At 73.6% G+C, this 12,971-nt stretch carries 1 protein-coding gene (running past one end of the window); it reads left to right on the plus strand.

All coding sequences use genetic code 11. From position 1 onward, the window contains the following. Nucleotides 1-12,971: the 5' portion of a non-ribosomal peptide synthase/polyketide synthase gene (locus tag AB0C28_RS54335; protein ID WP_358085095.1), read on the plus strand. It continues 6,178 nt past the right edge of the window; 12,971 of the gene's 19,149 nt are visible here — the first part of the coding sequence; it begins with the start codon at nt 1-3; the stop codon falls past the right edge of the window.

Consider the following 12,971-nt stretch of genomic DNA (forward strand, 5'->3'; position numbering starts at 1 on the left):
ATGATTCCGTTGTCATTCGCACAGCGCCGGTTGTGGTTCATCGAGCGCCTTGAGGGCCCGAGCGCGACCTACAACATCCCGGTGGCGCTGCGGCTGACGGGCCGGGTGGACAAGCAGGCGCTGGCCGCCGCGCTGCGCGACGTCCTGGAACGGCACGAGGTGCTGCGCACGGTGATCGGCGTGGCCGACGGCGAGCCGTACCAGCGCATCCTCGGCATGGACGACCTCGACTGGGACCTCACCCTCGTCGAGCTGCCCCCGTCCGCCGACCTGGCCGGACCGGCCGGAGAGGTGCTGGAGCACGCCTTCGACCTGGGCGCCGAGGTGCCGATCAGGGCCTGGCTGTTCTCGGCGGGCGAGGACGATCACGTGCTGGCCGTGGTGCTGCACCACATCGCGGGCGACGGCTGGTCGAAGGGCCCGCTGGCCCGCGACGTCTCCGTGGCCTACGCCGCCCGGTGCGCGGGGCGGGCGCCGGACTGGGAGCCGCTGCCCGTCCAGTACGCCGACTACACGCTCTGGCAGCGTGAGCTGCTCGGCGACGAGAACGACCCGGGCAGTGTCATGGCGCGCCAGCTTGCCTACTGGCGGGAGACGCTGGCCGGCGCGCCGGAGGGGCTGGCGCTGCCGTTCGACCGGTCGCGCCCGCCGGTCGCCACGCACCAGGGGCACAGTGCCCCGTTCGAGCTGCCGCCTGACACGCACGCGCGGCTGGCGGAGGTGGCGCGCGGCGCGGGCGTCACCACGTACATGGTGATGCAGGCGGCACTCGCGGTGCTGCTGTCGCGGCTGGGCGCCGGCACCGACATCCCGATCGGCCAGGTGGTGGCCGGGCGCACCGACGTCGCGCTGGAGGACCTGGTCGGCTTCTTCGTCAACACGCTCGTCCTGCGCACCGACGTGTCCGGCGACCCCGCCTTCCGCGAGGTGCTCGCGCGGGTGCGGGAGACGGACCTGTCGGCCTTCTCCCACCAGGACCTGCCGTTCGAGAAGCTGGTCGAGGAGCTGACGCCGAACCGCTCGCTGGCCCGTCACCCGCTGTTCCAGGTACTGCTCACCGTGCAGAACGTGGCGCAGGCGGCCGTCGACCTGCCGGGCGTGCGCGCCGGCGGCGTCGCCGAGGCTCCGAGCGCCAGTGGCGGTGGCGGCGACGGCAGTGGTGGCGGCGGTGGCGGCGCGGTGTCGCGGTTCGACGTCGAGGTCAGCGCCGGCGAGCTGTTCGACGCCGACGGCGCGCCGGCCGGGCTGCGCGGCTCGGTGATCGTGGCCGCCGACGTGTTCACGGCGGAGTCGGCCGCGCTGCTCGCCGAGCGGCTGCGGCGCGTGATCGAGACGGTCGTCGCCGAGCCGGAGACCCGGCTGAGCGAGACGGTCGTGCTCAGCCAGGACGAGCGCCGCAAGCTGCTCGTCGACTGGAACGCCACGGACGGGGAGATCCCGCCCGCGACGGTGCCGGAGCTGTTCGCGGCCCAGGCGGCGCGCACCCCCGGCGCGGCCGCGGTCGTGCACGAGGGCGAGACGACGACGTACGCCGAGCTCGACGCGCGGGCCGACCGGCTCGCCCACCACTTCGCAGCCCTCGGCGTCGGCCCGGAATCCGTCGTTGGGCTCTGCCTGCCGCGCGGCGCCGGCATCGTGACCGCGATCCTCGCCGTGTGGAAGGCGGGCGCCGCCTACGTGCCGCTCGACCCCGCCCACCCCGCCGACCGGCTGGCCTTCGCCGTCGCCGACAGCGGCGTGCGCGTGCTGGTCAGCGACGGGGCGGAGGTGGCCGATCGGCTCGGCGCCGCCCACGTCGTACGCCTCGACGATCCGCGCCTGGACGCCCGCCCCGCCACCGAACTCCCGCAGCGGACCCTGCCCGGCGAGCTGGCGTACGTCATCTACACCTCAGGCTCGACCGGGCGGCCCAAGGGCGTGGCGGTCGAGCACGCGTCCCTCGCGAACCTCGTCTCGGTGTTCGGGCCGCTGATGGACGTCGGCCCGGGCGTGCCGGTGCTGCAGTTCGCGTCGTTCACGTTCGACGCGTCGGTGCTGGACGTGGCGGTGACCCTGGCCCGCGGCGGCACGCTGGTCGTGGCCGGCGCGGCGGAACGTGCGGAGCCGGCCCTGCTGCGCGCGCTCGTCGAGACGGCCGGGGTGCGCTCGGCCAGCGTCGTGCCCTCGCTGCTCGCGGTCCTGGAGACGGGCGACCTGGCCGGCGTCGAGTCGATGGTCGTAGGCTCCGAGCACATGCCGCCCGGCCTGGCGCGGACCTGGGCGCGGGAGCGCCGGCTCGTCCACGCGTACGGGCCGACCGAGGCCACCGTGATCACCGCGGCCGGCCGGGTGGACCCCGACGGGAACGGCGTGCTGCCGTTCGGCGGGCCGCTGGCCAACACCCGCATGTTCGTGCTGGACGACTACCTGGAGCCGGTGGCTCCCGGCGTGGCGGGCGAGCTCTACATCGCCGGCGCGCAGGTCGCCCGCGGCTACGTGGGCCGCTCGGCGCTGACCGCGGAGCGGTTCGTGGCCTCGCCGTTCGCGACCGGCGAGCGGCTCTACCGCACCGGTGACCTGGTGCGGTGGACCGGGGACGGGGAGCTGGTGTTCGCCGGGCGCGCCGACGAGCAGGTCAAGGTGCGCGGCTTCCGGATCGAGCCGGGCGAGGTGCAGGCCGCCGTCGCCGCCCACCCGGCGGTGGCGCGGGCGGCGGTGGTCGCCCGCGAGGACACGCCCGGCGAGACCCGCCTGGTCGCCTACGTGGTGCCCGCCGCCGGCGAGCCCTGCCTGCCCGAGGACGTGCGCGGCTTCACGGCCGGGCGGCTGCCCGAGTACATGGTCCCGTCGGCCGTGGTCGTCCTGGACGACCTGCCGCTGACCCCGAACGGCAAGCTCGACCGCAAGGCGCTGCCCGCCCCCGAGTACGCCACCGGCGCCGGCCGCCGCCCCGCGAACGCCCGCGAGGAGCTCGTCTGCGCCGCGTTCGCCGAGGTGCTCGGCCTCGACAGCGTCGGCGTGGACGACGACTTCTTCACCCTCGGCGGCCACTCCCTGCTGGCCATCCGCCTGGTCGAACGGCTGCGCGAGCGGGGCGTCGAGGTGTCGGTGCGGGCGCTGTTCCAGTCACCGACCCCGGCCGGGATCGCCTGGTCGTCGGGCGCTGCGCCGGTCGCGGTGCCGGACAACCTCATCCCACCCGGCGCGACCGAGATCACCCCGGACATGCTGCCCCTGGTGGATCTGACAACCGACGAGATCGACCGGATCACGGCCACCGTCGAGGGCGGCGCGGCCAACGTCGCCGACGTCTACCCGCTGGCCCCGCTCCAGGAAGGGCTGCTCTTCCACCACCTGCTCGCCGGCGGGGGCGACGACGCGTACGCGCTGCCGACGGTCGCCGAATTCGACACCCGGGACCGGCTCGACGCCTTCCTCGACGCGTTGCAGCGCGTGGTGGACCGCCACGACATCCTCAGAACCGGGATCGTCTGGGACGGGCTACGCGAACCCGTACAGGTCGTGTGGCGGCGCGCCGCCCTTCCCGTCGAGCAGGTGACTCTCGACCCGGCCGGCCCGGACCCGGTGGCCGAGCTGGTGGCGGCCGGCGGGCCGTCGATGGACCTGGGCCGCGCGCCGCTGATCAGGGTGCACACGGCCGCCGCGCCCGGCACCGGCAAGTGGCTGGCGCTGCTCCGCATCCACCATATGGTGCAGGACCACACGGCCAAGGAGGTCCTGCTCGACGAGGTCCGCGCCTTCCTGACCGGGCACGGCGACACCCTGCCCGAGCCGCTCCCGTTCCGCACCTTCGTCGCCCAGGCCCGGGGCGGCGACGACGAGGACGGGCACGCGCGCTACTTCGCCGCGCTGCTCGGCGACGTCACCGAGCCGACCGCGCCCTACGGGGTGACCGACGCCCGCGGCGACGGCGCCGGCGTCGTACGGGCGGAGCTCGGCCTGGCCCCCGACCTGACCGCCCGGCTGCGCGCCGCCGCGCTCCGCATGGGCGTCAGCCCGGCCCCCGTCATGCACGTGGCCTGGGCCAGGGCACTCGCCGCCGTCAGCGGCCGCACCGACGTCGTCTTCGGCACCGTGCTGTTCGGCCGGATGAACGCCGGCGTGGGCTCCGACCGCGTGCCCGGCCCCTTCATGAACACCCTTCCGGTACGGGTGCGCACCGGCGAGCCCGGCGTCCTGGCCGCCGTGTCGGCCATGCGCGACCAGCTCGGCGAGCTGCTGGAGCACGAGCACGCCTCCCTGTCCGTCGCCCAGCGGGCCGGCGGCGTCGCCGGCGACACGCCCCTGTTCACCTCGTTCTTCAACTACCGGCGCGACCCCGGCTCCGCCGGCGACCCGTCCGCGCACCGCATCGAGGGCATCCGCACCGTCTACACGCACGACCGCACCAACTACCCGCTGGCCGTGGCCGTCAACGACGACGGCGACACGCTGACGCTGACCGTGGACGCCGTCGCCCCCATCGACCCCGGCGCGGTGACGCGGCTGGTCCGCACGGCCACGGCCAACCTGGTGTCCGCCCTGGAGACGGCGTTGGACGGCGGGGCCGAGCCGGCGCTGGGCGATGTGGACGTGCTTGATGTGGGTGAGTGGCGGCGGGTGGTGGAGGAGTGGAACGACACCGCTGTTGATCTTGGTGGGTTGTCGGTGGTGGAGTTGTTCGAGGCGCAGGATCCGGGTGCGGTGGCGGTTTCTGTGGGTGGTGTGGAGGTTTCGTATGGGGAGGTGGAGGAGCGGGCGAATCGGTTGGCGCATGTGCTGATCGGTGAGGGGGTGGGGCCGGAGTCGGTGGTGGGGGTGTGTCTGGATCGCGGAGTGGATCTGGTCGTGACGCTGCTCGCGGTGTGGAAGGCGGGTGCGGCGTTTGTGCCGGTTGATCCAGGTCAGCCGGTGGAGCGGGTGGCGTTCGTGCTGGCGGATTGTGGTGCGGCGTTGACGGTGACCAGTGGTGAGGTCGCGGATGAGCTGCCGGCCGGTCGTGGGCGAATGTTGGTGGTGGATGACGTCCTGATGGGGTTGCGGCTGGCTGGGGTGCCGGCCATGCGGCCCGCCCGCGAGTTGCGTGGTGATCAGGTCGCCTACGTGATCTACACCTCCGGGTCCACGGGCCGGCCGAAGGGTGTGGCGGTCACGCAGGCGGGCTTGGCGAACTACGTGAAGTGGGCCTCAGGCGCTTATGGGGTGGGTGATGGCGCACCGTTGCATTCGTCGGTGGCGTTCGACTTGTCGGTGACGAGTTTGTGGGTGCCGTTGGTGTCGGGCGCCGCGGTGATGGTCAGCGCTCAGGGCGGCGTCGAAGGGCTGTCGGAGGTGCTGTCGCCGGGGTTGGGCCTAGTCAAGGTCGTCCCCGCGCATCTAAGTCTGCTGGCCGAGACGGTGCCGGTGGATGTGGCGCGGACCTGGGTGGTGGGCGGAGAAGCCCTGTCAGGCGCTGTAGTGCGGTCGTGGCTGGAGCGGTCTCCGGGGTCGGTGATCGTGAACGAGTACGGCCCCACGGAGACGGTTGTCGGGTGCTGTGTCTACGAGGCCGGGGTTGACGTTGGAGAGTCGGTGCCGATCGGGCGGCCGATCGCCAACTGCCGGTTGTTCGTGCTGGATGAGTGGTTGCGTCCGGTGCCTGCGGGTGTGGCGGGTGAGTTGTATATCGCGGGTGCTCAGGTGGCGCGCGGTTATGTGGGACGTGCGGGTCTGACGGCGGAGCGGTTCGTGGCCTGCCCGTTCGAGCCCGGCGCCCGCATGTACCGCAGCGGCGACCTCGCCCGCTGGAACGCCGATGGAAACCTGGAGTACCTCGGCCGGACCGACGAACAGGTGAAGATCCGCGGTTACCGGGTCGAGCCGGGCGAGGTGGCGGCGGTGCTGTCGGCGCATCCGCTGGTGGCCCAGGTGGCGGTGATCGCCCGCGAGGACGTTCCCGGTGACGTCCGGCTGGTGGCGTACGCGGTGGGCGCGGAAGGACTGCCGGACGTCCTGCGCGGCTACGCGGCAGAACGGCTGCCGGAGTACATGGTGCCGGCGGCGGTGGTGGCGCTGGAGGCGCTGCCGCTGACGGCGAACGGCAAGCTCGACCGCAAGGCCCTGCCCGCTCCCGAGCACGGTGCGGGCGGCGGGCGGGCCCCGGCGACGGTGCGGGAGGAACTGCTGTGCCGGGCGTTCGCGGAGGTGCTCGGCCTGGAGAGCGTCGGGGTGGACGACGACTTCTTCGCGCTCGGAGGCCACTCGTTGCTGGCGGTGCGGCTGGTCAGCCGGGTGCGAGCGCTGGTGGGGGTGGAGCTGGCGCTGTCGGAGCTGTTCGAGGCCCCGACCGTGGCCGCGCTGGCCGCTCGGCTGGATGCGGCCGGCTCGGCCCGCGTTCCGCTCACCCCCGCAGTACGGCCGGAGCGGGTGCCGCTGTCGTACGCGCAGCGGCGGTTGTGGTTCATCAGGGAGCTTGAGGGGCCGAGCGCCACCTACAACATCCCGATCGTGCTCCGGCTGCACGGCGACGTGGACGCCGAGGCGCTGGGTGCGGCGTTGCGGGACGTGGTCGAGCGGCACGAGGTGCTGCGGACGATCTTCCCGATCGCCGACGGCGAGCCCTACCAGCGCATTCTCGGGACCGACGAGCTGGCGTGGGAACTGGGCCGGGGAACGGTCGAGGACCTGGACGAGGCGGTGGGACACGCCTTCGACCTGTCGTCCGAGGTGCCGATCCGAGCCTGGCTGTTGTCAGGGGCGGAGGACGAGCGGGTGCTGGTGGTGGTGATCCACCACATCGCCAGTGACGGTTGGTCGCGGGCGCCGCTGGCTCGCGACGTTTCGGTGGCTTATGCGGCGCGATGTGCCGGGCGGGCTCCTGAGTGGGACGCTCTGCCGGTCCAGTACGCCGACTACGCGCTCTGGCAGCGGGAACTTCTCGGCGACGAGAGCGACCCCGGCAGCGTGATCTCCCAGCAGGTCGCGTACTGGCGCGAAACTTTGGCCGGCGCGCCGGAAGAGCTGGAACTGCCGGTCGACCGGCCGCGTCCGGCGGTGACCTCCTATCGCGGGCACACGGTGCCGATCGAGGTGCCGGCCGACGTGCACGCCCGCCTGACCCAGGTGGCCAGGGACGAGGGCGTGACCACGTTCATGGTCGTCCAGGCCGCACTGGCCGTCCTGCTGTCCCGGCTCGGTGCCGGCACCGACATCCCGATCGGAACGGCCAACGCCGGACGCACCGACGAAGCCCTAGACAGCCTGGTCGGCTTCTTCATCAACACCCTTGTCCTGCGCACCGACCTGTCCGGCAACCCGGCCTTCCGCGACCTGCTGGGCCGGGTGCGCGAGCGTAGCCTGGCCGCGTTCGCGCACCAGGACGTGCCGTTCGAGCGGCTGGTCGAGGAGCTGGCCCCGGCCAGGTCGATGGCCCGGCACCCGCTGTTCCAGGTGATGCTGACCCTGGAGAACACCGGCGAGGCCCGGCTCGACCTGCCCGGCGTGCGGGCCGGGCGGATGGCGGCCGGCGCTCCGGTGGCCAAGTTCGACCTGGAGGTGCTGCTCGGTGAGGCGTTCGACGCCCAGGGCGGGCCCGCGGGCGTGCGGGGGTCGCTGGTGGCCTCCGCCGACCTCTTCGACCGGGCCTCGGCCGAGCGGCTGAGCGAACGCCTGACGCGCGTGCTCGCCCTGCTGGTCGCTGAGCCGCGCACCCGCCTGAGCGCCGTGGACGTCGTCGACGCCGGGGAACGCCGGCAGGTGCTGGAGACGTGGAACGACACGGTGGGCCAGGCGGCCGGCTCGTCCCTGGTGGAGCTCTTCGAGGCGCAGGCCAGGCGCACGCCCGGCGCCCTGGCGGTCGTCGGGGACGGCGTCGAGCTCTCGTACGCCGAGCTGGACGAACGGGCGAACCGGCTGGCCCGCTCCCTGGTGGCGCGGGGTGTGCGGGCGGAGTCCGTGGTGGGCGTCTGCCTGGACCGGGGCGCGGCCTGGGTGGTCGCGGTGCTCGGCGTGCTCAAGGCCGGCGGCGCGTTCCTGCCGGTGGACCCGGCGTACCCGGCCGAGCGGATCGCGTACGCGCTGGCGGACGCGGGAGCGGCGCACGTCGTGACCTCCCGCGAGCTGACGGATCGGCTGCAGGACGGGCCGGCGCGGGTGGTCGTGGACGACTCGGCCGTGGTCGCGGAGCTGGCCGGCCTGCCGGGCGGCCCGCTGGACGAGGCCGAGCGGGGCCGGCTCGGGCCGGGCTCCGCGGCGTACGTCATCTACACCTCGGGCTCGACCGGGCGGCCCAAGGGCGTGGTGGTCACCCACGGCGGCGCGGTGAACCTGCTCGCGGCCGGCGGCTGGGAGAGCGGGCCGGGCGACCGGGTGCTGCAGTTCGCGTCGCCCGGGTTCGACGCGGCCTGCTGGGAACTGCTGGCGGCGCTCTGGTCGGGCGGCTGCCTGGTGGTGGCCGACGCCGCGAACCTGCTGCCGGGGGCCGGGCTGGCCGATGTGGTTCGCCGGTTCGGGGTGTCGCACCTGCTGGTGCCGCCCTCACTCCTGGGCGTGATGGGCACGGCGGAGCTGGCCGGAGTGCGCACGCTGGTGGCCGGCGGCGAGGCCCTGGGCGCCGACCTCGTGGCGCGCTGGGGCGAGGGGCGGCGGCTGGTCAACGCGTACGGGCCGACCGAGGTCACGGTGTGCGCGACGCTGACCGACGACCTGGCCCCCGGGCACGCGGTGACGATCGGCGGGCCGCGGCTCAACGTGCGCGCCTACGTGCTGGACGAGTGGCTGTCGCCGGTGCCGCCCGGCGTGCCGGGCGAGCTCTACCTGGCCGGGCCGCAGGTGGCGCGCGGCTACGCCGGACGCCCGGGACTGACCGGGGAACGGTTCGTGGCCGACCGGTTCGGCCCGGCCGGCGGCCGGATGTACCGGACCGGCGACCGGGTGCGCTGGGACGAGGCGGGCCGCCTGGTGTTCGCCGGCCGCTCCGACGACCAGGTGAAGATCCGCGGCTTCCGCATCGAGCCGGGCGAGGTGCGGGCGGTGCTGGCCGCCCATCCGCTGGTGGCGCAGGCGGCGGTCGTGGTCCGCGAGGACGTTCCGGGAGACCGGCGGCTGGTCGGCTACGTCGTCCCGAGGGAGGCGGGCACGGACCCGGCCGAGCCGGTACGGGCCATGGCGGCCGAGCGGCTGCCCGCATACATGGTGCCGGCCGCGATCGTGACCCTGTCCGCGCTGCCCGTGACCACCAGCGGCAAGCTGGACCGCGCGGCGCTGCCCGCGCCCGAGTACGGTGCCGCCAGGGGACGAGGGCCGGCCGACGCCCGCGAGGAGCTGCTGTGCGGCGTGTTCGCGCAGGTGCTCGGGCTGCCGCAGGTGGCGGCCGACGACGACTTCTTCGCCCTCGGCGGGCATTCGCTGCTGGCGGTGCGGCTGGTCAGCCGGGTCCGGTCGGTGCTGGGCGTGGAGCTGCCGTTGCGGGCCCTGTTCGAGGCGCCGACGGTGGCCGCGCTGGCGGCCCGGCTCGACGACGCCGGCACCGCTCGCCTGCCGCTCACCCCCGGGCGGCGTCCCGAACGGGTGCCGCTGTCGTTCGCGCAGCGCCGGCTGTGGTTCCTCAACCGGCTCGAAGGCCCGAGCGCCACCTACAACGTGCCGATCGTGCTGCGGCTCGGCGGCGACGTGGACCTCGACGCGCTGGGCGCGGCGCTGCGCGACGTGATCGAGCGGCACGAGGTGCTGCGCACGGTCTTCCCCGTCGCGGACGGCGAGCCGTACCAGCGGGTCCTGACCCCGGACGAGCTGACCTGGGAGCCGGTCAGGGGAACGATCGAGGACCTGGACGCCGCGGTCGGGCACGCCTTCGACCTGGGCTCCGAGGTGCCGATCCGAGCCTGGCTGCTCGACGCCGGCGGGGACGAGCACGTGCTGGTGGTCGTCGTGCACCACATCGCCGGTGACGGCTGGTCCATGGCTCCGCTGGCCGGGGACGCCTCCGTGGCGTACGCGGCGCGCCGGGAAGGGCGGGCACCCGAGTGGGACGCGCTGCCCGTTCAGTACGCCGACTATGCGCTCTGGCAGCGGGAGCTTTTGGGCGACGAGGACGATCCGGACAGCCTCATCGCCACTCAGATGGCCTACTGGCGGGACACCCTGGCTGGTGCGCCGGAGGAGCTTGGGTTGCCGTTCGACCGGCCGCGTCCGGCGCTGGCCTCGCATCGGGGGCACAGTGTGCCGCTGGCGGTCCCGGCTGAGATGCACGCGCGGCTGGTGGAGGTGGCGCGGGCCGAGGGCGTGACCGTGTTCATGGTGTTGCAGGCGGCCTTGGCGGTGTTGCTGTCGCGGCTCGGTGCGGGGACGGACATTCCGATCGGGTCGGCGAACGCCGGTCGTACGGACGTGGCGCTCGATGATCTGGTGGGGTGTTTCGTCAACACACTGGTCGTACGGGCTGACCTGACCGGCGATCCGGCGTTCCGCGAGCTGCTCGGGCGGGTGCGGGAGCGCAGTCTGGCGGCGTTCGCGCATCAGGACGTGCCGTTCGAGCGCTTGGTGGAGGAGCTGGCCCCGTCGCGGTCGATGGCGCGGCACCCACTCTTCCAGGTGGTGCTGACCAAGCAGGACACCATCGAAGCGGTGCTGGACCTGCCCGGCGTGCGGACGGGACCGGCTCCGGCGGCGGGGAGCGGGCGTACCGCGGCCAAGTTCGACCTCGACGTGATGGTGAGCGAGGCGTTCGACGCCGACGGGGCTCCGGCCGGGGTGCGGGGGTCGGTGACGGTGGCGGCGGATCTGTTCGATCCGGTGTGGGCCGAGCGGATCATGCGTTACTGGGTGCGGGTGCTGGACATGGTGAGCGGAGATCCCGGCACCCGGGTGAGCGGCGTCGACCTGCTGGGGCCGGACGAGCACCGGGCCCTTTCGGAGTGGAACCGTACGGCGGCCGACGGGCTTGCGACGCCGGCGGTGGAGCTGTTCGAGGCGCAGGTCGCGCGCAGGCCCGGGGCAGTCGCGGTGGTGGCTCCTGACGGTGAGGGGGTCACGTACGCCGAGCTGGATGAGCGGGCCAATCGGCTGGCGAATGTCCTGGTCGGTGAGGGGGTGGGGGCCGAGTCGGTGGTGGGGGTGTGCCTGGATCGGGGCGTCGAGCTGGTGGTGGCGTTGCTGGCGGTGTGGAAGGCCGGTGGCGCTTATGTGCCGATCGATCCGCGTCAGCCGGTGGAGCGGATCGCGTACCTGCTCGCTGACAGTCGTGCGGTGCTGACCGTCACCAGTGAGGAGATCGCGGACGAGCTGCCGGCGGGTCATGCCCGGATGCTGGTGCTGGACGACACCTTCACCGCGTTGCGCCTGTCGATGGCTTCTCCGGCCCGGCCCGAGCGGGTCGTGCACGGCGGTCAGACGGCCTACGTCATCTACACGTCGGGTTCGACCGGGCGGCCGAAGGGTGTGCAGGTCAGTCAGGCGGCTTTGGCGAACTATGTGGCTTCTGTGCCGGAGCGGCTGGAGCTGGACGGTGGCCGGTTCGCCCTGGTGCAGGGGCAGGCGACCGACCTGGGCAACACGATCGTCTTCGCCGCGCTCACGTTGGGCGGAGAGCTGCACGTCATGGCCGAGGAGGCGGCCACCGACCCGGACGCGCTGCGGGCGTTGCTGGTCGAGCGGGAGATCGACTTCGTGAAGATGGTGCCCTCCCACCTGGCGGCGATGGGCCCTGGTCTGCTGCCTGCTCGCGCGCTGGTCCTGGGTGGTGAGGCGGCTGCTCCTGACTGGCTGGCGCGGTTGCTGGAGGAGGCCGGCGAGCGTGGTTGCGCGGTGTTCAACCACTACGGCCCGACCGAGACCACGATCGGCGTCGCCACCACCCGGTTGAGCGGTGGTGGAGTCGCGCCGGTCGGCACGCCGGTGGCCAACACCGCCTTCCACGTGCTGGACGAATACCTGGCTCCGGTGCCACCGGGTGTCACGGGCGAGCTGTACGTCGCGGGTGCGCAGGTGGCTCGCGGGTATCTGGGGCGTCCTGGGCTGACGGCCGAACGGTTCGTGGCCTGCCCGTTCGGCGGCGGACGCATGTACCGCACCGGCGACCGCGCCCGCTGGAGCGCCGGTGGCGAGTTGTTGTTCGCCGGCCGGGTGGACGACCAGGTGAAGATCCGTGGTTTCCGGGTGGAGCCGGGTGAGGTCACCGCGGCCCTGGCCGCCTGTCCGGGGGTGAGCCAGGCGGCCGTGATCGCACGGGAGGAAGCCCCCGGCGACGTCCGTCTTGTGGGCTATCTCGTGCCCGACGATTCGGAGAACGCCTCGGATCTCCCGCCGGTGGCGCGCCGGTTCGCCGCCGATCGCCTGCCCGACCATCTGGTCCCCTCGGCCTGGGTGGTGCTGGACGCGCTGCCGCTGACCGCCAACGGCAAGCTCGACCGCCACGCCCTGCCCGCCCCCGACCACGCCGCCGCGGCCGGTGCCGGTCGTGGCCCGGCGGACGCGCGGGAGGAGGCGCTGTGCGCGGCGTTCGCCGAGGTGCTGGGCGTGCCCGCGGTCGGCGTTGACGACGACTTCTTCGAGCTCGGCGGGCACTCGCTGCTCGCCGTCCGCCTGGTCAGCCGCATCCGCGCGCTGCTCGGCGTCGAGATCGAGATCCGGGCCCTGTTCGAGACCCCGACGGTGGCCGGGCTGGCCGCCGGCCTGGGCGACGTGGGGGCGGCCCGCCTTGCGCTGACGGCGGTCGAGCGGCCGGAGCGGGTGCCGCTGTCGTACGCGCAGCGGCGGTTGTGGTTCATCAGGGAGCTTGAGGGGCCGAGCGCCACCTACAACGTGCCGATCGTGTTGCGGCTGTCGGGGGAGGTGGACGCCGAGGCGCTGGGGGCGGCGTTGCGGGACGTGGTCGTACGGCATGAGGTGCTGCGGACGGTGTTCCCGGTCGCCGACGGGGAGCCGTACCAGCGGGTGTTGGCGGCTGACGAGCTGGTGTGGGAGCTGGGCCGGGCGGCGCGCGAGGACCTGGACTCCCTGGTCGGATACGCCTTCGA

The sequence above is a fragment of the Nonomuraea sp. NPDC048892 genome (genome assembly GCF_040649735.1).
GTDB lineage: Bacteria > Actinomycetota > Actinomycetes > Streptosporangiales > Streptosporangiaceae > Nonomuraea > Nonomuraea maheshkhaliensis.